This window comes from Coleofasciculus sp. FACHB-1120 (assembly GCF_014698845.1).
In the GTDB taxonomy this organism is placed as follows: domain Bacteria; phylum Cyanobacteriota; class Cyanobacteriia; order Cyanobacteriales; family FACHB-T130; genus FACHB-T130.
The window spans coordinates 83405-104864 of record NZ_JACJTV010000019.1; the positions used below are offsets into that span (position 1 = coordinate 83405).

A 21460-nucleotide genomic window follows, 5' to 3' on the forward strand; every position below is an offset into this window, starting at 1 on the left:
AGCTAAAAGTTTGGAAGCTCCGAGGACATGGAGGCAGATTTAAATTTAAATCTGCTTTGTTCTACTATTGCTAACTCCATTAGAAAAGCAAAAATTTTGCCTTTCGATTGCTCAATTGTTCACCGTCGGTACTGCCCTACTATTCCTTCCCTGTTCCATGTCAATTACCAATCGTATTCGTTTTAACAACCTGCGAGGCGATATCTTCGGAGGTGTCACGACTGCCGTTGTCTCATTACCCCTGGCTCTGGCCTTTGGGGGTGGGGTTCCTCGGTGGACTCTATGGGGCAGTTTGTGGCGGCTTTTTTTCTGCCCTGCTTGGCGGTATCCCAACGTTGATCTCTGAACCGACGGGCCAATGACTGTAAGCCCGGTCTACAGGTTCTCGTGCAACACCTGTGCTGTAGGGGTGAAGCGCCTCACTCTTACTCTCTTTAACTCTTTAAAGTTCCTTTAGTTCATTTATTGCAAGACTCCTCATTAGAGGAGAAGGAGGTATTCATGGATTTTTTGTCCTTGTTCTTAATGGACTTCGTTAAGCAGTTACAGTCCCCAACACTCGGGTTTTTGATTGGTGGTATGGTCATTGCCGCCCTTGGTAGCGAATTGGTAATTCCAGAGGCGATTAATCAGATCATCGTCTTCATGCTGCTCATGAAAATCGGTCTGACCGGTGGTCAGGCGATCCGCAATTCCAACCTGACGGAGATGGTGTTACCCGCAGCGTCTGCTGTAGCAGTAGGGGTTCTTGTTGTATTCATCGCGCGCTATACGTTGGCCAAGCTGCCGAAGGTCAACACCGTGGATGCGATTGCGACCGGGGGATTGTTTGGTGCTGTGAGTGGCTCTACCATGGCTGCCGCCCTGACGCTACTGGAAGAACAAAACATGCCATACGAGGCATGGGCTGCCGCACTCTATCCCTTCATGGATATCCCAGCGCTGGTAACGGCGATTGTGGTGGCCAACATTTATCTCAACAAGAAGAAGGGTAGTGCAGCAGCCCACTCTACCGTGCAGGAGTCTTTCAGCAAGCAGCCCGTTGCAGCAGGCGATTATCCCGATCAGCAAGATTATCCCCGCAGCCGGCAAGAGTATCTCCGCAAGCAGCAGTCTGCGGATAATCGGGTCAAAATATGGCCGATCGTGAAGGAAAGCCTCCAGGGTCCTGCCCTATCGGCAATGTTGCTCGGCATTGCTCTTGGCCTATTTACCCAGCCGGAAAGTGTCTATAAAAGCTTCTACGACCCCCTCTTCCGCGGCTTGCTTTCGATCTTGATGCTGGTCATGGGTATGGAGGCTTGGTCAAGACTTGGCGAACTGCGCAAGGTAGCCCAGTGGTACGTTGTGTATAGCGTAGTGGGACCGCTGGTGCATGGGTTCATCGCCTTCGGTCTCGGCATGATTGCCCACTACACCACAGGATTCAGCCTGGGCGGTGTTGTGATCCTGGCCGTCATCGCCGCCTCCAGTTCAGACATCTCAGGTCCGCCCACGTTGCGAGCCGGGATTCCGTCGGCCAATCCCTCCGCCTACATCGGTGCCTCCACAGCCATCGGTACACCCATTGCGATTGGCTTGGCAATACCGCTCTTCCTCGGGCTTGCCCAGGCGATAGGCGGCATAGGCGGCAGCTAATCCCAGACGGGTCGCGGTCTGTCGGCGCTCCCTTGACCCGGCAGACTAAGCGACTCAATATATAAGATCAATTACGGTAAGGAGGTAACCAACATGGCCAAGCCAGCCAAAAAGCTCGTCATCGTCACGGAAAAGATTCTGCTGAAAAAGATCGCCAATATCATCGAAGAATCCGGGGCAACCGGTTATACGGTTCTGGAAACCGGCGGTAAAGGCAGTCGCAACGTGCGCTCGTCGGGACAACCCAGCGTTTCTGACACCAATGCGAATATAAAATTCGAGGTGATCACCCCGGATCGGGATATGGCCGAAAATATTGCGGATCAGGTCGCAATAAAGTTTTTCCTCGATTTTGCGGGCATGATCTATATCTGTGACGCGGAGGTACTGTACGGGCACAGTTTCTGTGGACCAGACGGCTGTTGAATCGAGACGACGTAGACACAAAAAGCCGGGTCATGACCCCGGCGTTTTGGTGGCCGTTACTCAAAACGTTAGTCGATTTAGATGATGCCCAAATTGTTTGGTATCTCTGGCTCCCTTCGTCCTAAAATCTATCGCATTTTACTCGCCATGATTGTACACAAACCCGTTCCAGAACGTCCTTGACGCTGTGAACCGAGAGTCAGAAAGCGCCGACAATCAAGCTTATCCTCTCATGCAGCAGCCTCGTTCTTTCCTACGTCAGCAGATGGCGAACGCTTGATTAAATTGGAGCGCACACGGCAACAGCCCAATTGCCATTTCGGGTAGGGCTGATGGCTGGCGATCTCGCTTAAACTTTGTGCCATTCTGATGTTGGGAATGTTGGGTTGTATCGATACCTTGCTCATAGCAGTTATCGCGAATAGCCTAACGCGAACGGAGCATAAGTCTGATAAAGAGTTGATTGGTCAGGGCATCGGCAACATTGTTTCTGGAATCTGCGGAGGCTTACCAGGTGCGGGTGCAAGGTGCGGGTGCAACAATGGGGACGGTTGTTAATATCCAAACGGGTGCAACCTCAGCGTTATCCGGTTTAACACGAGCGTTGTGCTGCTGGTGGTCGTTTTGGGCGCTGCCAGACTGACTGAACCGATTCCGATGGCAGTGTTAGCGGGGATTGCTCTGAAGGTAGGGATAGATATTCTCGACTGGAGCTTCTTGAAGCGATCGCACGATCGCACAAAGTATCCCTCACGGGTTCCCTGATTATTTACGGGGTGTTGCTTTTAACGGTGTTTGTGGATCTGATTGTGGCAGTGGGTGTTGGTGTATTTATTGCCAATATCCTCACGATTGAACGGTTGAGCAATTTGCAATCCAAAGAAGTCAAGTTGATTACCGATACGGATGACGATGCGCGGTTGACCAATGAACAGAAGCAACTGCTGGATAAAGGCAACGGACGTGTCTTGCTGTTTTACCTGAGTAGTCCAATGATTTTTGGCTTGTCGAAGGCGATCGCACGGGAACACAACGCCATGAAAGAAGCCGATGCGTTGGTGATGGATCTCAGCAATGTGCCCATGCTGGGGGTTACGGCTTCACTAGCGATCGAAAATGCGATTCGCGATGCCCACGATCAGGGGTTACAGGTCTATATCGTCGGTGCCAGTGAGAAAATTCAGAATCGCTTGCAAAAGTTAGGACTGTTCGATCTGGTGACTCCAGACCATATATTAAGCGATCGCACTGAAGCCCTGCGTCAAGTGGTTGCTCTGGTTTACAGCACAGAGATAGTTGCCTAATTTACCTATTTGGAGGTTTGATGAATCGAGGCGATCTAATGCGACACAAAACTAGCTGGCAATCGGTTGCCTCTCATTCAAATCCTCTCATTCAAATAAGGTTTGATTCGTTTTTACCACCAAAACCTAACCCATGTTTTTGAACCATACAATGACAGCTTTCAGCTCTGGGATAGCATCCCTGGTTACTCCCCAGCCCTTATTGGCAACGGTCGAGGCAGAAAATTCACCGATTCTTCTAGCTGGAGTTCTGCTGAGTTTAGTCGTGATTTATCTCGCGAGTAAACTCGGCGCGGAACTCGCTAAACAATTTGATTTGCCACCCGTTCTGGGTGAATTGGTGGCAGGGGTAATTGTCGGGGTATCTGCTTTACACCTGATCGTCTTTCCTGAAAGTGGACTATCAGCCTCAGACTCGCCGGTGATGACCGTGCTGCAATGGATTAATCATCTGTCTCCCGCAGCCCTCGCGAGTGTATATGAGTCTCAGAGTGAAGTCATTTCAGTGCTGGCTGAATTGGGCGTGATTATTCTGCTGTTTGAAATTGGTCTGGAATCGGATCTCAGACAACTCAAAGAAGTAGGTTCTCAAGCTGCGATCGTCGCCTGTGTCGGGGTGGCAGTTCCGTTTGCCGCTGGTACCGCTGGCTTGATGATGTTCTTTCACACACCTGCAATTCCAGCAATTTTTGCAGGCGCTGCCTTGACGGCAACCAGCATCGGAATTACGTCCAAAGTATTGTCTGAAATAGGACAGCTGAAGTCTAAAGAAGGTCAAATCATTGTTGGTGCGGCGGTGATTGATGATGTCCTAGGAATCATTGTCCTGGCTGTTGTCGCCAGTTTAGCGAAAACGGGTGAAATTGATGTTGCCAATGTCATCTACCTGATTGTGAGTGCAACAGCGTTTCTGCTCGGTTCCATTTTGTTGGGTGGCATCTTCAACAAAACCTTCGTTGCGATTGTGGAGAAATTCAAAACCCGTGGAAACGTGGTTATGCCAGCATTTATCTTTGCCTTCTTCATGGCATTTCTGGGTAACGCGATTCATCTAGAAGCGATTTTGGGTGCTTTTGCCGCTGGCTTGGTTCTGGATGAAACTGATGCCCGTAATGAGTTAGATGAACTGGTAAAACCGATCGCCGATCTACTGGTGCCCATCTTCTTTGTGACGGTGGGGGCGCGAGCCGATCTGGGTGTGTTGAATCCGACGGTGCCTGAGAATCGTGCCGGACTTTTGATTGCCGCATTTTTGATGTTAGTTGCCATTCTCGGCAAGGTAGTGACAGGTTGGGCGGTGTTTGGTCAACCTGGAATCAATCGACTCGCGATCGGGGTTGGCATGGTTCCACGGGGTGAAGTCGGGTTAGTGTTTGCCGGAATCGGCGCTGCGAGCGGGGTGCTGGATAAGCCGTTAGAGGTATCCATTATTATCATGGTGATTCTGACCACATTTCTGGCTCCGCCATTTCTGCGGATTGCCTTTGGTCAGCCAGTCGAACCTCCAAGCAAGGGCGAACCTGCCAGTGAGCAATCAATTTTAGTGAGTGAATCTCAGCCTACGCCGTGAGGACGCTGGGGGCGATCGCTTTACTATGAACGCCACAGATCGCGATCGCCCCACTACCAGCCTCTCGCCGTTCACTCAACCCGGAATACTCACAAACTACTGGGTAGTTAGTCAGCTAAATCGGGAAACACTTCGCGCACAGCAGGATGAACCAGACGGTGATTCTGCACATTGATACCCCTTGCTAAAGCCGGGTCGAGTTCTAGAGCTTTCATCCCTTGGTTCGCCAGCTTCAGGACGTAGGGTAAGGTGCTGTTGTTAAGTCCCTGAGTGGCTGTCCAGGGAACCGCTCCCGGCATATTCGGGACGCCGTAGTGAACGACGCCTTCCTCAATGTAAATGGGATTGGTGTGGGTCGTTGGTCGCACCGTCTCGACACAACCGCCCTGATCGACTGCCACATCGACAATTACCGAACCGGGATGCATTTTTTGTACCAACTTCCGAGGGACTAAGATAGGGGCGCGACGCCCTGGGACTAAAACTGCGCCGACCAGTAAATCCGCTTCCGAAACGACCGCTTCTATGTGCAGGGAGTTACTGTAGAGCAGCTCAACTCTGGAGCCAAAGAGGGTTTCCAGATACGCCAAACGCTCGACATTCACATCCAAGATCTGGACGCGGGCACCCATGCCTACCGCCATTCGAGCCGCTTCGGTGCCAACGACACCGCCGCCTAAAATCACCACATTACCCGGTCTGACACCGGGAATACCGCCCAGAAGAATCCCCCGACCTCCTTGCTGGCGCTCCAAAAACTGTGCCCCGAACTGTACGGAGAGGCGACCGGCGATAATGCTCATGGGGGTGAGCAGGGGCAATTTTCTATCGGAAAGTTCGACCGTTTCGTAAGCGATCGCGCTAACGCCACAATCAATCAGATGCTCAGTCAACCCCCGATCGGCTGCCAAGTGTAAATAAGTAAACAGCATCTGCCCTTTCTGGAGAAACTGGTACTCTGGCTTCAACGGTTCTTTCACCTTAACCACCAGTTCTCGGTTCCAAGCGTCCTTGGCTTCTAGGACAATTTTTGCCCCGGCAAGAATATAATCTTCATCGGCGAAGCCAGCACCATCACCAGCAGCGGTTTCTACAAAAATCGCGTGACCGTTTTCATTCAGTACCCGGACGCTACTAGGACTTAAACCCACCCGAAATTCACGATCTTTGGTTTCCTTGGGAACGCCAATTTCCATTTATATACCTCAAATTTCTCGGTTATGTATTGAATTGACTATAGGTGCCACACCTGGTGACTTATTGCATTGGGAGTTACCTCCCTGAAGGGGCGAGTGAGAAATTGGACTGACAACTTCTCAAGTAAAACGGTTTTTGATTTGAATAATTCGCGCATCAATTGGGAGGGGCATTTGATTGGAAATGAGGATCGATCGCTCCCCTCTCCCTTTGCTCCTGAAGTCTCTTGATTCCTGAAACTCTCTCTCCCCCCTGATCCCCATCATTACTTATTTATTTAGGAGTCCCAAAAATTTTCGGATTACTTCACAAAAATGCTGCAAGAATCAAGACGGCTACCTTATCCAAAAGATGTGGAAACACCAAGATGACGATGCAAATTAGCGGACGGAATCAACTCAAGGGTAAAGTTACGGCGATTCAACTGGGTGATATCCTTGCCGAGGTGACAATACAGGTGGGAGATAACTTAATTGATGCGGTGATTACTCGTCGTTCGGCAGACAATCTGCAAATTTCGGTTGGCGATGAAGTGAGTGCCCTGATCAAGGCGACTGAAGTCATGGTGATCAAAGAGGTTGATTAGCAACTCTGTTCGCTTTGCTCTTGACTCAACGCTTAGCACCTCTACAATAGAAGACAATCTATAACGAATTGTAAACCCCTTGAGGGGCAAGGATTGCCAAAGCTATGACACAACTTCAACCGACCACCACTCCTAAGCTGGAAGAACCCAAATTAGGCTTCAATGATTACGCAGAGCGATTGAATGGTCGAGCCGCAATGATCGGCTTTTTGCTCATGGTGATCATTGAATATGTCACGGGTCAAGGGGTGCTATCCTGGCTGGGCTTGCAATAAAAAAGCGCTCTTTTCTAGCCCTTGGGAATCGGCAACCTGTACAGGCTTTCCTCGGTCTAGTACAACCAGTAGTAAGAATCTTTCCCAGGATAAAGGATGTAGGCTTTGCCCTTGCCGAAGGGTGAAATCAAGCATGAAGTTTAGAATCCAAAAATGATTCTGACTTCTGCCGCCTGACTCCTGACTCCTGAATGAGATAACCTGAAATTAGATTAAAGAATAACGGAATAGAGCAAGTCGTGATGAATGCTTTGTGGCCTAGATTTTTAAAGTCAGCCTATCGTAAAGAGCCAATTTCCAGCTTTGTGGTGATTGTTGGTGCTGTCGATGCAGTGATTGGCGGCGTAGATGAAAGCTGGGGTTTGTTTAGTTTCGGAATCTTGACAGTGGGGGTAGCGATCGCGCTGCGTTGGTGGCAAACTCAGGGTAAAGAAGTCGAACCGATTCCCCAAACTGCAAAACACTTTCTTCCCCCCCCATCCTCACGACCTGTCCTGCCTCTGCTAGGTAACTCTAAGCACCATCCAAACCAGTAAACCTTTGGGTGGGAGCTTCCGACAAACATGATTGGCACTTCTGTTTCCATTGAATGGCTTAAAATCGGTGAAGTTGCCGCTCGGAGTGGTCTGCCTGTCAAAACCATTCGCTATTACGAAGATATTGGTCTGTTAGCACCCACCGTGAAGCGGACAGCTTCTGGCTATCGTCTTTTTAATGGTGAGATTGTCAATCGACTGGCATTCATCAAGCGATCGCAAGCACTCGGACTCACGCTCAGCGAAATTCAAGAAATTTTAACAGTTCACGATCGGGGGCAGCTACCCTGCGGTGCCTTGAAGCAGCTTCTGCATGCAAAAGTAGAGGCGATCGCAGAACAAATTGAATCGCTAGAAATCCTCAAGAGCGAGCTAGAAGGGCTAATCTCTGGTTGGCAAGACCGACCGCCCGCTCACCACATCGCTCATACTATCTGCCCCAATATTCAATCAGCACCATGAAACCTCCGGCTCGGAAGGCAAAAGGAACAAGGCACTTATGCAAAGAAAAAATTCTAAGTTTTGCATTTTTACCTTTTAGCTTTTATTGTTTCACCCTTGCCAGTCAGTCTCTCCCAGCCGCTGCCAAAACAGTAATCCAGGAAGTTGAAGCTGTACCGTCAGCCCCAGCCCAAATCCTGCCGCCTGAAGCTTGGAGAAACGTTCAACTCCTCCGCACCCTCAAGGGTCACAATGCGACGATTGATTCCTTGACGTTCACACCCGATGGGAAATTTCTGATCAGCGGGGGCAGTGACAATGACGGCAGAATAAAATTTTGGTGGGTGAGAAGTTGGAAAGAAGTGGGTAGCCTTAGGGCGCATAGTCGGGCAGTCATGACCCTGGCAATGACTCCTAATTCTGACATCTTGGCGAGTTGTAGCAATGACTCCTCGCTGAATTTATGGAATTGGAAGACCGGAAAATATACCCGGACTTTTCTGGATCATACGAGTAATATTCTGTCGGCGGCGATTACCTCGGATAGTGAAATGCTGGTGACGGGTGCCTTGGATGGCATTCGAGTCTGGAATTTGAGAACGCAGCGCCCGATTTATAACCTGGTGCGTTTCGATAATCAAACTTATGCAGTTGCCACGAATCCCAATGGGGAGATTTTGGCGAGTGGAGGCAAAGATACCGCAATTAAGCTATGGGATCTCCAGAATGGAAGCTTCATTGGCTCATTGTCGGGACATAGCCGTGCAATCAGTACCTTAGCGTTCACGCCGGATGGAAGTACGTTGATCAGTGGCAGCTACGATCGCACCATCAAAGTTTGGGATTTTAATAGCGGACGATTGCTTTACACCCTTTCAGGACATACAGGATGGATTCGGGCGATCGCGATCGCTCCGGGTGGACAAGTCTTGGCGACTGCTAGTCAGGATGGCGTCCGCTTGTGGAACTTGAGAACCGGCGAACTGATTGCCTTGCTGGTGGGACATTCCGATTGGGTGAAATCGGTTGCCTTTAGTCCCGATGGGCGAACCCTGGCGAGTGGGGGATTTGATAGAACGATTAAAATTTGGCAAGTCGGTGTTCCTTAAACATTCATAAAATCTGCGATCGCGGCAAATTTTAGTCTGCTTTCTGGGAAAACTAAGTTCAGTTCCATCTGAGACGAAGGAAGTAAACCAAAGTGTTGACTCACGATCGCGACAAAGAAAAAAGCCTTAACGGGTATCAGTGGGCAGAGGCAGGTTTCTTCAATCTCTCTCTGGATCTGTATTGTATCGCCGGGTTGGATGGCTACTTCAAACACCTAAACCCTGCCTGGGAAAAAACTCTGGGTTTTACGAAGGAAGAACTCTTAAGCCAATCGTTTATGGAGTGGGTTCACCCTGAAGATCGGGAAGCAACCATCACCGAAGCGCAGAAGCTGGCTACAGGCGCGGAAACAATTTCTTTTGAGAATCGTTACCTGTGCAAAGACGGCTCCTATAAATGGCTATTATGGACTTCTGCGGTCTCCACTGAAGATGGTTTGCTGTATGCAGTGGCTCGTGACATTAGCGATCGCAAAGCCGCTGAAGAAAAACTCCTCAATTTAAGAGCTGTCTTGGAGAATGCCGTCGAAGGGATTTCCCGGCTAGACGCTCAAGGGCGCTACGTTACCGTCAATAAAGCCTACGCCAATGCAGCGGGTTACGAACCTGAAGAAATGATTGGCATGGAATGGCAGCGAACGGTTCATCCCGAAGAGATCGACAAGCTAATCGCTGCTTACCACAAGATGTTGGTGGATGGCAAGGTAGAAGCTGAAACGAGAGGCATCTGTAAAGATGGCTCTATTTTTTATAAGCAAGTAGTGATGATCTCCGATTACGACCAGCAGCAGCGATTTATTGGTCATCACTGCTTTATGAAGGACATCACCGAACGTCACCGAACTGAACAAGAGCGATCGCAATTAGCCAATCACATCCAATTGCTGCTGCAATCGACCGGGGAAGGGATCTACGGCATAGATTTACAGGGATGCTGTACCTTCATCAATAAAGCAGCGGCTCAGATGCTGGGATACCAGCCGGATGAAGTGATGGGCAAGGATATGCAGGAGTTAATCCATTACAGTCGCCCCGATGGCTCCTTCTATCCTAGTGTTGAGTCTCCGATTTTTTGTGCTATTCGCAAAGGACACAGTTGCCGAATCGACAACGAAGTTCTATGGCGGCGGGATGGGATTGCTTTTGCTGCCGAATATTCGGCTTATCCGATTTTTGAGGGTGAGGAAATCAATGGGGCTGTTGTCACCTTTGTGGATATCAGCGATCGCAAGTTAGCAGAGTCAGCACTAAAACAGGCGAATGAAGCCCTGGAAATCCGAGTCGAGGAACGCACCGTCCAATTAAGGCATACCCTTCAGCAGCTAGAAGACGAGATAGCTGAGCGCCAGCGGGTAGAGGAAGCTTTATCCAAAGAAAGAGAATTTTTAAATGCATTACTGAATAACTTGGCAGACGGCATTGTCGCTTGTGATGCCGATGGAGTTTTAACCCTATTTAATCGGGCGACAAAAGAGTTTCATGGGTTGCCGGAACAAGCACTTCCTGCCGATCGATGGGCAGAACACTTCGATCTATATCTGCCCGATGGGAAAACTCTGATGAAAATGGAAGATATTCCGTTGTTTAAAGCGTTTCGGGGAGAGACGGTTCGGGAAGTAGAAATGATCATCGCCCCGAAGCAAGGAAAAATCCGCACTCTTCTTGCGAGTGGACAAGCAATCGTTGATCCTCAAGGAAAAAAACTCGGTGCAGTCGTAGCAATGCATGACATCACCGAGCGCAAACAGGCCGAAAAAACTCAGGCAAGACTGACCGCAATCTTAGAAGCAACCCCTGACTTTGTCAGCACCGCTGATGCCCAAGGTAATGTACTCTACATCAATGGCGCTGGTCGAAGAATGTTGGGGATTGAAGAAGATGAAGACATCTCAACCAAACATATCGCTGAATTCTGCGCCAAGAGTACATCTGAAATAATGCTAAATGAAGGTGTGCCTGCTGCCATCAAGGACGGCGTATGGAGTGGCGAGACTGGTTTGCAGCACTGCGACGGCAAAGAGATTCCCATCTCGCAAGTAATTATGGCGCACAAAGGGGAAAACGGAGCGGTTGAATTTCTCTCGACGATCGCCCGCGACATCACTCCCAGCAAACAGGCAGAGGAAGCACTCCGCCAAAGCGAAGCTAGACTTGCGGAAGCTCAAAAAGTCGCCCACGTCGGCAGTTGGGAATTCGATCTCGCAACTGGAGAAATCACTTGGTCGGAGGAACTATTCCGCCTTTGGGGGATGGAGGCGAACCAAACTGTACCGAGTTACGAAGAGCTTTTACAAAAAGTGCATTCGGATGACCGGGAAGTCTTTGGAAAAGCAGTTGGGTTGGCAATTACCGAAGGCAAGCCTTATGAATTTGACCACCGGACTGTGCTGGCTGACGGTTCGACCGGATATATGTTCTCTAAAGGGCAGCCGATTTTGAATTCGCAGGGTCAGGTCATTAAGCTATGTGGCATCGGGCTAGATATTCGCGACCGCCAGCTCTCAGAGGAGCAACTACGCCAAACAACTTCTGAGCTGAAAGCAGTATTTCAAGCTTTTCCCGATTTGTACTTTCGGCTCAACTCTGATGGCACGATCCTGGACTACAGCGCTGGACAGATAGGGGCGGAAGATCTGTACATTCCGCCAGAAGTCTTCCTCGGAAAGCGAATGCAAGAGATTCTGCCACCCCACATTGGATACCAGTTTCACGAAGCCATTCTTCAGGTGTTACAGAAAAACCCCCTAGAGGCGCATAGTCCTGCATCCGTACACATTGAGTATTCTTTACCGAGCGAGAACGAAGATAAAAGTTATGAAGCGAGGCTTGTGCCGTTGTTGGAAGACCAAATCATGGTCATTGTCCGCGATATCACTCAGCGCCAGCAGGCAGAGGAGGCGTTGCGGCAATCGGAAGCACAGTTTAGACAACTCGCTCAACGAAAGGAACTGCTCAACCAACTCGCAAACCTGCTCCGCAACTCTCTGGATGTAAATACCATTCTGGAAACTGCTGTGCAGGAGATCCGCAGTTTGTTGCAAATTGACCGATGCCTATTTGTTTGGTATCGACCTTTCGCAGAGAAACCTACCTGGGACGTGGTGAAAGAAGCCAAGGTAGCCGACCTTCCGAGCTTCCTGGGTCACTACTACCCAGCGCCGGAAAGCTCTGTCACTCAGAAGTTCATCAACCGAGAAATGCTCCGTGTTGACGATCTGACAACTGCCACCGATCCAGGAGAGCAAGAACTCTATCTAGGTTCTGGCTATACTGCGCTTCTGGCGCTCCCGATTCAGGCACCTTCTGGCGAGATTGGTTTGCTCAGCTGCGGACATCATGGCGGATCTCGGCTTTGGAGTGACGATGAAGTCGAACTCTTGCAAGCCGTGACGGATCAACTCGCGATCGCGCTTTTCCAAGCCGAACTCTACGCGCAATCCCAAGACTCTGCCCAGCAAGCCCAACAAAAAGCTCAACAATTACAGCAAACTTTGCACCAGTTGCAACAAACCCAAGCTCAACTAATTCAGAGCGAAAAAATGTCCGGTTTGGGTCAGATGGTCGCAGGTGTCGCTCACGAAATTAACAATCCTGTCAATTTCATCCACGGCAATCTTACTCACGTCAACGGATACACCCAAGACTTACTCAGCCTCCTCCACCTTTACCAGCAGCACTATCCCAATCCAGTCCCAGAAATTCAAGATGAGACTGAGGCGATTGACCTGGATTTTCTAGTGGAAGACCTCCCCAAAATTCTGGCTTCAATGAAGATGGGAACAGACCGCATCTGTCAGATTGTACTGAGCTTGCGGAATTTCTCGCGGCTGGATGAAGCCGAAATGAAAGCGGTGGACATCCATGAGGGCATTGATAACACTCTGCTGATCTTGCAAAATCGTCTGAAAGCGAAACCCGACAGTCCAGGGATTCAGATTGTCAAAGAGTACGGCAACCTTCCGCTTGTGGAGTGCTACGCAGGACAGATGAACCAGGTGTTTATGAATCTCCTGAACAATGCTTTTGACGCGCTGGAAACCCAACCCCTTCCTCGGATCGTTACCATTCGCAGCCAGGTTGTCAATTCCCATGTCGCGATTCGGGTTTCTGATAATGGGCCGGGAATGTCCGAGTCAGTAAAATCCCGCCTGTTTGACCCCTTCTTTACGACTAAACCTGTAGGGAAAGGTACAGGTCTGGGATTATCCATCAGTTATCAAATTGTGGTGGAGAAGCACGGTGGTACTTTAAAGTGTGTCTCGCAACCAGGACAAGGAGCAGAGTTTTTGATTGAGATTCCTATTTGCCAAGGTCTAACTTAAAGGTCTAACTTAATTGGAATTGCACACAAAAAAAGAGAGGGAAGTGAATCTTCCCTCTCCTCGAATCTTGACTATTTTCAGATGCACCCTGGTCTTTTAGCTTCTTCCGCAACATCTTTTGTTGCTTTCTAATCTGTCTCGCCCTAGCGGAGCCACCTTTGCCCTTGTCGTTTCGTCCCTCTCGGCGGGGAGATTCCCACCGCTTGAGTCGTTGAGTCATGGTCGTTCTCTTGTGTAAAGAGTGGGCAGGGAGAGAATCGAACTCTCACGATCTCACAATCGTCAGATTTTGAGTCTGATGCGTCTACCAATTTCGCCACCCGCCCTTGGGTTTAGCTTCACTATTATAGCCTATCGAATGCTGTTGTAGCAAGGCTTGATATTCTTGACTGCTAGCCCAACGATCAATTTCTCGCGCCCGGAGGACGGGTACTGGGTGACTGAGTTGTGCTGTCTGCGCTTGTTTGAGCATTTCACCCAGCTGATTTTTACTGATATCGTCGTAAGCTCTCGCTTGAGCTAAAAAGGCTTCTAAATTCAGCTGCGGTGCGAGAATGGGGGAACCCCCGGCAAGTTTCATTAAGACGGAACTGACGACTTTGGAGTCTTGGGTGGCGAGAAGTGCGGCGCGATCGCAAGTGAATTCTGCACATCGCAGCCACTGTAGCATCTGTCCTCTCAAAGTTTCAGCGATCGCTGCACCCCAAGTCGGAATTAATCCTGCTGCTAACACCATAATATTGACGGGTGTTAGGTACACTCCATGCTCGCATTTTAGGTGTCCCAGTTCGTGGGCGATGACTGCCTGAATCTCTTCGGGTGTCAACAAATCGATTAATGAGGTGTGCAACACAATAAATGGCTGCTTTCCTCGCATAGCAAAGGTGTAGGCGTTTGGCGTGGGTGAGGAACGGACGTACAGTTGCGGGGGTTCCAAATCTAATATCTGGCAAGCTTCTAACAGCAGTTTATGCAGATGGGGTAGCTGTTGTTCGCCTACGAGGACGCCCGCCGCTATGTTTTCCAGATAAAAAAACTGTTCTGCGAGGGGACCAAGCAGGTTTCTTACCAGGATATCCATTCCCGGCAGTTGTTTTAAGGCGTTAGTCGCCTCTAAATCTAAGGGATGGCGAAATTTATCTGCCGAGAGACCGATTAAGGGTGTCCTTGAAGGCAACATGGAGGAAATCTCAAAAAAAAGAACTAAAACAAAAGAATTGATTGATGCGGTGCTAATCTCAGCAGGACCGCGCTGAGATTAGATATCCCAAATTAGTATAGCGAGGGCGCTTTGTTTTTGTTTCTGAACGGCGCACCTAACACAGATTTATTGATGCGATTTACAAAATATTGTAACTATTTTCTCTTGTTATTCGCCCATACATGGTATATTTATATAATCGGATGTTTGTATTCTTTTACTCTTTTCAAAATTCCATTGCATAAAATATAAATTCTAAAACTTATTAAAAAATTATACTCTAAAAAGCCCTAACTTCTTCAAGATTTCACCTTCAAAGTTAGGGTTTTTAAGGACAATTCCCAATTAGGGAAACAACCAGTTTTTTACCCGATTTAAACCCTTCCAGTCGGGTTTTCTCGCTAATCCATCCTCAATACTTTCTTGGATATCTTGGCGTAATTCCGGATTAATCGCCAGAGAGCGTTGAGCCTCTTCAATATGTTGCCGGACGCCGGTTTTCCCTTCCTCAAGCATCGCCAGAACTAGGTTAATGTGAGCCTGGGGATCTTGGGGATTTAACTTAACAGCTTTTTGAGCAGTTTTGTAAGCCAGAGTGGCTTGATCGTCCAATAGATACAGCCAGGATAGACAAATCCAGGCAGCCGTAAGTTTGGGAGCGCGATCGCAAATATCCTTGAAAACGGGAAGCAACGTATCCGGGCCTTCTCCCGCTTTATAGCGTTCTAGGCTATTGTCAAAAAGGTCGTTAATTGGCTCGGTCATTTCTGAAAGATGAAAGATGTTAGCGATCGCGTAGCGGATAGCGAGCTAGATAGCGACGCTCTCTTCGCCGGATGCATTATTTTATGGGAAATGGGGGTTTGAATCCACCCCTATCTGGAAAGCAGGCGAGATACCGGCTTTCCAATCAGAATGTTTTTACAAGCTGTAGCCAAGCTTGAACTTAGACTCCAAATGACTTACCGCAGCCACAGCTTTGAGCAGCATTAGGGTTAGTAAATTGGAAGCCACCGCCAATCATGGCATCGCTATAGTCCAGCATCAGACCATAGAGGTATAGCATACTCTTGGGATCGCAGACAATTTTGAAGCCATCGTAGTCGTAGACTTCATCGTTTTCCCGAATCTGACTAGGCTCTTCAAAATCCATCATGTACGACATTCCAGAGCAGCCACCTTGGCGGACGCCAACTCGCAGGCACAGATCCTTGCCTTGTTTCTCCCGCAGAGAGAGAACGTGCTTGAGGGCAGATTCGCTTAACTGGATGCCGCGTTTTTGCGATTGAGTAGCTTGTGTCATGGCGCTCTCGACTCCTAATTTGCTGTTTTATCTAGACGACTTGAGGAAGCCAGTCCACTAGGTCAATTTTATCGAAGATTCTTACCTTAACCGCAGACCGGCAAAGCGAAAAGCTTTTTATTATCTATGTTAACGATTAGCCGATGAGGTGCGATAGGGCGATCGCGCCAGGATTAGATTGTGGTGCTTCCATCACTGACGAGCAATAGTTTATAGGAGGACGGCAGAGAGGCGATTAGTATTTAAAATGAGGATCTACAAAGCGCACGGTGTGTTGTTCCCCCAGTTGGCATAGTCTATGTCTGTTCTCACTCGATCTACGTCTCGTCGGTTGCAAACTTTACAACAAATTCCTAGCGTTTGGGAAGGCGATCGCCGTCGATTATCTGCTGGGATGGCGCAAAGCTTAGAGGCGGATACTCAGACAGACAGCGAATGTATTGTTTGGGTGGATGGCGTCGAAGGAATGGTTCGAGCGATGGATGTCGTGACTTCCGAGACTGGGCCGGAAGCCGTTGTTCGCGCCCTACTGCGGGCAATGGAACATCCCCACAGCCCTGCCAAGCCATCCCGTCCTCAGAAAATTGTAGTCCGACACAGAGAACTTCAGTTCTACCTGCGGGGTGTTCTTCAGGATCTAGACATTGCTGTTGATTATGTACCAGAACTGCCCCTGATTGACGAACTATTTCGCGGGTTCCAAGAAATCACCAGCACTCGCCCCCCCAAATTACCGCCTGAATATGCCGAGTTACTGGTGCAAAAAGCTTATGAGATTTGGGACGATGCGCCTTGGGAACTGCTTGCCGACCACCAGATTATCTCAATTGAGCTAAACCAGTGGGATGTGGAGACGCTGTACGCCTCGGTGATGGGAATGCTGGGCATGGAGTACGGCATTTTGTTGTATCGCTCTCTGGACTCTCTGAAACGGTTTCGGTCGTCGGTTTTGGCAAAGGAGTCTTTTGAGGAGCTAGAAGAAGCGTTCTTAGGACAAGATTGCTTGTTTCTCACCTTTGAGCAGGCTGAAGATTCCTTAGACGAAGAGGAAGAGGACGAAGATATTGATTTAGCTGACTTGCCGCTTTCAGAAATTCAACCCAATTTCGGAAATGTGCATCCGTTAGAGGGGATGCGACCCTTTTTGTATGAGGAAGAAGCGATCGCAGTTTACGTGGCACTGGAAGCCCTCCATCGCTTTTTCCGGGCATCCAATCGGCAGTTGGCAGCAGAGAAATTCCCCACCTTAAGCAAACGCTACCGCATCGCCGCGCCGCTAGAGGCGGATCTGCAAAAATCGATTCCCGTTAAGGTGGCAACGGTTCCCGAAGTGGCGACGGAACTGTTCGAGATGGCAGAGTTGGCAGGGTTGACAGAGGAGGAAGACAGCGATCTCGAAGAGATGACGCTACCCCTGCGGGATGACTTAGTGCCCAAAGATTCTTTCCTCAGCTTGGGGATGATGACTTGGGAGAAAGTGGAATTGCTACGTCAAACCGTTGATTGCTATCAAGCGAAGGATGCGATCGCGGCGGGAGAGGGAATGCCGGTGATTTTGATTCAAACTTCCCGTCCCAAGGCAAAGGAATTGATTGAGCAAATCCAAGGCGCGGGAGGGTTGAAGGGAATTTGCTTTAATCCGGGAGAAGATCCTTTTGAAGGCGATCGCTATGATTTGGGAATCCTCCAAACTGAAAATGGCAATATGTACCTGTTTGGTGAATTTCAAGAAGACGATGCGATTCATAGCGAAGCTCGTCGCAAATGGGATCAGCGTTGTAAGAAAACCAAAGGCTACTGCGGCTTGATTGTGGCTAGGGGGCTAAAAGGAGCATCTAGGGGAAATCCTCAGCTAGGCGACATGATGGCTTTATTTGAAGCGCGATCGCTCTCTAGTAAAGATTTAGGATTGGGGATGCTCCAGCTAATGCCCCAGTTAGAGTTCGACTAAAGCAGCAAAGGGCGAGAGGAGATGGGGACCCCATGAGCGATCGCCAATACCCAATTCCTCAATCCAGACGATGAAAATCGGTAATCTTCTGCTGTCACCTGTTAAACTTTGTAAAGAAATTGAGAAGGACAGATGGCATGCGGGTTGCAATCGTCGGGGCAGGATTGGCTGGAATGGCGGCGGCAGTCGATTTAGTCGATGCCGGTTGCGAAGTCGAAATCTTTGAGTCTCGTCCGTTTGTGGGGGGTAAAGTCAGCAGCTGGGTGGATGCCGATGGCAATCACGTTGAGATGGGGTTGCACGTCTTTTTTGGGAACTACTACCAGCTATTTGAATTGATGAAAAAGGTAGGGGCAGATAACAATTTGCGCCTGAAAGAACATATCCACACCTTTATCAATCAAGGCGGCGTCACAGGTGCCTTGGATTTTCGCTTCATCACGGGTGCGCCTTTCAACGGATTAAAAGCATTTTTCACAACATCGCAGCTGTCGTTGCAAGATAAAGTACAGAATGCGATTGCCCTTGGCAGCAGTACCATCGTGCGCGGCTTGGTAGACTTCGAGGGTTCGATGAAAACAATTCGCGCTCTCGATAACATTAGCTTTGCCGATTGGTTTCGCAGTCACGGGGGCAGTAATGGCAGCATCAAGCGGATGTGGAACCCGATTGCTTATGCACTCGGATTTATTGATTGCGAAAATATTTCCGCGCGTTGTATGCTGACCATCTTTCAGATGTTTGCCGCCAGAACAGAGGCGTCGGTGCTGCGAATGCTGGAAGGTTCTCCTTACGAGTACCTGCACAAGCCGATTATTGATTACATAGAAGCCAGAGGCGCGAAAATTCATACTCGTCGCCGGGTACGAGAAATTCAATATACCGACGAAGGCAACGAGACGCGAGTGACTGGCTTAGTGGTTGCTAAAGGCGAAACTGAAGAAACCATCACCGCCGATGCTTATGTCTGCGCCTGTGACGTGCCCGGAATTCAGCGCGTTTTGCCGCAAGCGTGGCGTCAATGGTCGGAATTTGACAATATTTATAAGCTGGATACCGTACCAGTGGCGACAGTGCAGCTGCGGTTTGATGGCTGGGTGACTGAGTTGCACAATGCCGAAGAAAGACACCAAGTGGATCATGCCGCCGGAATTGATAATCTGCTTTATACAGCGGATGCCGACTTTTCCTGCTTTGCCGATTTAGCTTTAACGAGTCCCTCTGATTATTACCGCGAGGGACAAGGTTCGCTGTTGCAGTTGGTGCTGACGCCGGGAGATCCGTTTATCAAGGAAAGTAACGAAGCGATCGCTCAACACGTCCTCAAGCAAGTACACGAGCTATTCCCTTCCTCCCGCGATTTGAACATGACTTGGTACAGTGTGGTGAAGCTGGCTCAGTCTCTCTATCGCGAAGCCCCTGGTATGGACCCCTATCGTCCTCCTCAGAAGACGCCGATCGCCAATTTCTTCCTTGCGGGTAGCTATACTCAGCAAGATTACATCGATAGTATGGAGGGGGCAACTCTGTCTGGGCGTCAGGCGGCGAAGGCGATTTTAGAAAATGTGCCGGAAATCAAGGGTAAGAGCCAATTATCGGCAGTTTAGAGGCATAAACCGCAAAGACGCCGCCTAGTGCGAAGGAAGAAAAGAAGTAAATGGCTGATTGGCTAGAGCATAGCGTGCAGGTAGAGGTGCCGGTTCCCATTGACGAGGTGTGGAACCTCTGGTCCGATCTGGAGCAAATGCCTCGGTGGATGAAGTGGATCGACTCGGTTACAGTTCTGGATAATGACCCAACCTTGTCGCGCTGGAAACTGGCTACAGGTGGCTTAGAATTTACCTGGCTTGCCCGTATCGTGAAAAAAGCACCCAACCAGATTATCCAATGGGAATCGGTTGATGGATTGCCGAATCGGGGTGCAATTCGCTTTTATGACCGACATGGCAGTAGCATTGTTAAGCTAACGGTGGCTTACGCCATTCCAGGCTGGCTGGGCAGATTAATGGATAATCTCTTCCTGGGGCGCGTAGTCGAATCCACGATTCAAGCCGATTTGGATCGGTTTCGAGAATACGCCATTAAATCCCAAGCGAAATCTTAATTGGGTAGCTCAAGTAGCTTGATAGGGTTCCAGAAATTGCCATAATCTGCGATAGTTACACTCCCCCATTCTTTTCGCTCAACAGAACCGCGAAACCGGATGTAACCGCGCTCGTACTGGTAAGTCACTTCATCTTCACGATCCCAGGTATTTGGAACTACCTTGCCTCGAACAGATTTTGGGAAAAGTTTATTTATCCATGTCCAAGCTGTCTGATTATTCATCGGTTTATTATCATCTTTTGGATAAATAATTGCTGCGTAAGGTGGTTTTGAGTCTGAGGAAAAATTCAGAAATACATCAATATCCGCTAGTTCAGAAATGAGCCTGACAAAATTCATTTCTTCGCCTTTCGGATGCAAGCGATGGTAATAATATGCTAACTGCCAAGAGGCGAGGCGTACTATTTCCGGCTCGTTGTTATATCCTAAGTCTATTAAAATAGGTTCAATGCCTTCGATTTTCCGCTCCCAGTCTGTCGCCGCTAATACAGCAATGTCAAATCTACCTATTTTTATTAGGTGTTGAATGTGGGATGGACTGTGGGAAAGAAATTCGTGAGCCTGAAAATCAATACTCACACCGAAATGTTTTAGTTTGAATTTTGGCGCTGAAGATTTCCGATTTTCTAAAATATCCAATATCCATTGGCAAACATCAATCTGCGTTCCATAGGATTGCTGAATATCTTGAAAATTTAAAGAGATAGGGTCGAAAAACGGTCCAGCAATGCCAGGACGTTCTATTTCTTTATCTCTAATTAATTGCATCATTTCATTTAATGGCGGCATATCTGGATCGCCATCCTTATAAAATTTACCAATTTTCTGTGCAGCACAGGCTCGAACTGAAGGGTGAGGATGATCCAGAGCAGCGAGTAAATTTAATTGAGCTTCTTTCCAAATACAACCATAAAAATCAAAGCGGATTTGGCAAGTTAGAATTGTTTCTGCACTTAGGGATTCACACTGTTTATCCTCTGCCAAATCGTTTAGCCATTGGAGAATTAATTCGTGATAATTGTCATATTTGGGAAGGCGCTGAGCGTTGCAACAAAAATCTTCAACTAATCCGGGTGTTTGATTTTCTTGGTAAGCGATCGCGCTTAAAATGGGTGCGATGCGTTGCGCGGAAGATTCAGGTAAAAAGTTATTTTGGCGATATTTCTGTAAACTTTCTGAGCAAACAGCATCAACAATTTTCTCAACCGCTAATTCTCTAATTTTCTCGTTCTGATGGCTAAGGAATTCAGTGAATCTTGCGAAAATTTTGTTCCATTCCTCAAGGGTAAATGTAAATAGTCCATACCCAGGAAAATTTCTAAGTTCCTCTTCAATACTTTCAACGTTGAGTTGGCCTTGATTCATTACACCCTCTTACTGTGGATTTTTATAGCTATCGCCATACAAGTTAGGACACAGCTTGCTGTAGGACAACCTCGATTGCTTCGCGCAAACTTGTCGTATTGCGTCGTTGCTTGCGAATTCGACTTTTCAA

At 48.6% G+C, this 21460-nt stretch carries 20 protein-coding genes, 1 tRNA gene and 2 pseudogenes; 15 read left to right on the forward strand and 8 right to left on the reverse strand.

Translation table 11 applies throughout. From position 1 onward, the window contains the following. Positions 1-157 precede the first annotated feature (157 nt). The 3 genes and pseudogenes from H6H02_RS17330 to H6H02_RS17340 form a co-directional block, all read left to right on the forward strand. Positions 158-356 (forward strand): annotated as a pseudogene (locus H6H02_RS17330) (SulP family inorganic anion transporter); the annotation flags it as partial. 145 nt (positions 357-501) lie between these two features. Next, a complete protein-coding gene (locus tag H6H02_RS17335; protein ID WP_190819976.1) occupies positions 502-1638 on the forward strand; it encodes a sodium-dependent bicarbonate transport family permease in 1137 nt (378 codons plus the stop codon). A gap of 93 nt (positions 1639-1731) precedes the next feature. Then, positions 1732-2064, forward strand: a complete 333-nt coding sequence (locus H6H02_RS17340; protein WP_190819978.1) for a hypothetical protein — start codon at positions 1732-1734, stop codon at positions 2062-2064. A gap of 230 nt (positions 2065-2294) precedes the next feature. Here the strand turns inward: H6H02_RS17340 and H6H02_RS17345 are convergent, their stop codons facing one another. Then, on the reverse strand, positions 2295-2471 hold the full coding sequence (locus H6H02_RS17345; RefSeq protein WP_190820027.1) for a hypothetical protein: 177 nt from the start codon (positions 2469-2471) through the stop codon (positions 2295-2297). Between H6H02_RS17345 and H6H02_RS27210 the strand changes: the two are divergent. The 3 genes and pseudogenes from H6H02_RS27210 to H6H02_RS17355 all read left to right on the forward strand — a co-directional run bounded on the left by H6H02_RS27210 (position 2443) and on the right by H6H02_RS17355 (position 4938). Next, positions 2443-2829: pseudogene (locus H6H02_RS27210) on the forward strand (SulP family inorganic anion transporter). The gene H6H02_RS17345 and the pseudogene H6H02_RS27210 overlap by 29 nt on opposite strands. An 11-nt stretch (positions 2830-2840) precedes the next feature. Beyond that, positions 2841-3368, forward strand: a complete 528-nt coding sequence (locus H6H02_RS27215; protein WP_347342626.1) for an STAS domain-containing protein — start codon at positions 2841-2843, stop codon at positions 3366-3368. A gap of 133 nt (positions 3369-3501) precedes the next feature. Then, a complete protein-coding gene (locus H6H02_RS17355) occupies positions 3502-4938 on the forward strand; it encodes a cation:proton antiporter (RefSeq protein ID WP_190819981.1) in 1437 nt (478 codons plus the stop codon). Between the two features lie 107 nt (positions 4939-5045). Here the strand turns inward: H6H02_RS17355 and ald are convergent, their stop codons facing one another. Continuing rightward, positions 5046-6134, reverse strand: a complete 1089-nt coding sequence (gene ald, locus H6H02_RS17360; protein WP_190819983.1) for an alanine dehydrogenase — start codon at positions 6132-6134, stop codon at positions 5046-5048. A gap of 368 nt (positions 6135-6502) precedes the next feature. On the opposite strand from ald, the gene H6H02_RS17365 reads away from it, so the two are divergent. The 6 genes from H6H02_RS17365 (at position 6503) to H6H02_RS17390 (ending at position 13404) form a co-directional block, all read left to right on the forward strand. After that, positions 6503-6721, forward strand: a complete 219-nt coding sequence (locus tag H6H02_RS17365) for a TOBE domain-containing protein (RefSeq protein WP_199329299.1) — start codon at positions 6503-6505, stop codon at positions 6719-6721. A gap of 104 nt (positions 6722-6825) precedes the next feature. After that, complete coding sequence (locus H6H02_RS17370; protein ID WP_190819985.1) at positions 6826-6996, forward strand: hypothetical protein; 171 nt, start codon at positions 6826-6828, stop codon at positions 6994-6996. A 242-nt stretch (positions 6997-7238) separates the two neighbouring features. Beyond that, positions 7239-7532: a hypothetical protein gene (locus tag H6H02_RS17375; RefSeq protein ID WP_190819987.1), complete on the forward strand. Its 294-nt coding sequence runs from the start codon at positions 7239-7241 to the stop codon at positions 7530-7532. A gap of 27 nt (positions 7533-7559) precedes the next feature. Beyond that, positions 7560-7994 carry a heavy metal-responsive transcriptional regulator gene (locus H6H02_RS17380; protein WP_190819989.1) on the forward strand — a complete coding sequence of 145 codons (435 nt, stop codon included), beginning with the start codon at positions 7560-7562 and terminating at the stop codon, positions 7992-7994. Then, positions 7991-9082, forward strand: a complete 1092-nt coding sequence (locus tag H6H02_RS17385) for a WD40 repeat domain-containing protein (RefSeq protein WP_190819991.1) — start codon at positions 7991-7993, stop codon at positions 9080-9082. Before H6H02_RS17380 ends, H6H02_RS17385 begins: the two co-directional genes overlap by 4 nt. A 92-nt stretch (positions 9083-9174) precedes the next feature. Further along, positions 9175-13404, forward strand: coding sequence for a PAS domain S-box protein (locus H6H02_RS17390; protein ID WP_190819993.1), 4230 nt, complete (start codon positions 9175-9177; stop codon positions 13402-13404). Between the two features lie 4 nt (positions 13405-13408). On the opposite strand, the gene H6H02_RS27220 is transcribed toward H6H02_RS17390, so the two are convergent. The 5 genes from H6H02_RS27220 to H6H02_RS17410 all read right to left on the reverse strand — a co-directional run bounded on the left by H6H02_RS27220 (position 13409) and on the right by H6H02_RS17410 (position 15908). Beyond that, the gene (locus H6H02_RS27220; RefSeq protein ID WP_242040754.1) at positions 13409-13624 is read right to left on the reverse strand and encodes a hypothetical protein; all 216 of its coding nucleotides are present in this window, start codon (positions 13622-13624) and stop codon (positions 13409-13411) included. A gap of 22 nt (positions 13625-13646) precedes the next feature. After that, positions 13647-13730 (reverse strand) — tRNA-Leu (locus H6H02_RS17395). Beyond that, a complete protein-coding gene (locus H6H02_RS17400) occupies positions 13709-14584 on the reverse strand; it encodes a M48 family metallopeptidase (protein ID WP_190426626.1) in 876 nt (291 codons plus the stop codon). The genes H6H02_RS17395 and H6H02_RS17400 overlap by 22 nt, the downstream gene beginning before the upstream one ends. Before the next feature lie 366 nt (positions 14585-14950). Beyond that, entirely contained in the window at positions 14951-15370 is a 420-nt protein-coding gene (locus H6H02_RS17405) for a hypothetical protein (RefSeq protein WP_190819996.1), read from the reverse strand. A 181-nt stretch (positions 15371-15551) separates the two neighbouring features. Next, positions 15552-15908: an iron-sulfur cluster assembly accessory protein gene (locus tag H6H02_RS17410; RefSeq protein ID WP_190426631.1), complete on the reverse strand. Its 357-nt coding sequence runs from the start codon at positions 15906-15908 to the stop codon at positions 15552-15554. Between the two features lie 298 nt (positions 15909-16206). Here H6H02_RS17410 and H6H02_RS17415 point away from each other — a divergent pair, with 298 nt between their 5' ends. The 3 genes from H6H02_RS17415 to H6H02_RS17425 all read left to right on the forward strand — a co-directional run bounded on the left by H6H02_RS17415 (position 16207) and on the right by H6H02_RS17425 (position 19963). Next, positions 16207-17859, forward strand: a complete 1653-nt coding sequence (locus H6H02_RS17415) for a hypothetical protein (RefSeq protein WP_190819998.1) — start codon at positions 16207-16209, stop codon at positions 17857-17859. Positions 17860-17996: 137 nt separating this feature from the next. Continuing rightward, a complete protein-coding gene (zds, locus tag H6H02_RS17420) occupies positions 17997-19466 on the forward strand; it encodes a 9,9'-di-cis-zeta-carotene desaturase (protein WP_190820000.1) in 1470 nt (489 codons plus the stop codon). A gap of 50 nt (positions 19467-19516) precedes the next feature. Then, a complete protein-coding gene (locus tag H6H02_RS17425) occupies positions 19517-19963 on the forward strand; it encodes an SRPBCC family protein (RefSeq protein ID WP_190820002.1) in 447 nt (148 codons plus the stop codon). Here the strand turns inward: H6H02_RS17425 and H6H02_RS17430 are convergent. Then, a complete protein-coding gene (locus H6H02_RS17430; RefSeq protein WP_190820004.1) occupies positions 19960-21330 on the reverse strand; it encodes a hypothetical protein in 1371 nt (456 codons plus the stop codon). The two genes, H6H02_RS17425 and H6H02_RS17430, sit on opposite strands and share 4 nt — an antisense overlap. Positions 21331-21460: the final 130 nt, after the last annotated feature.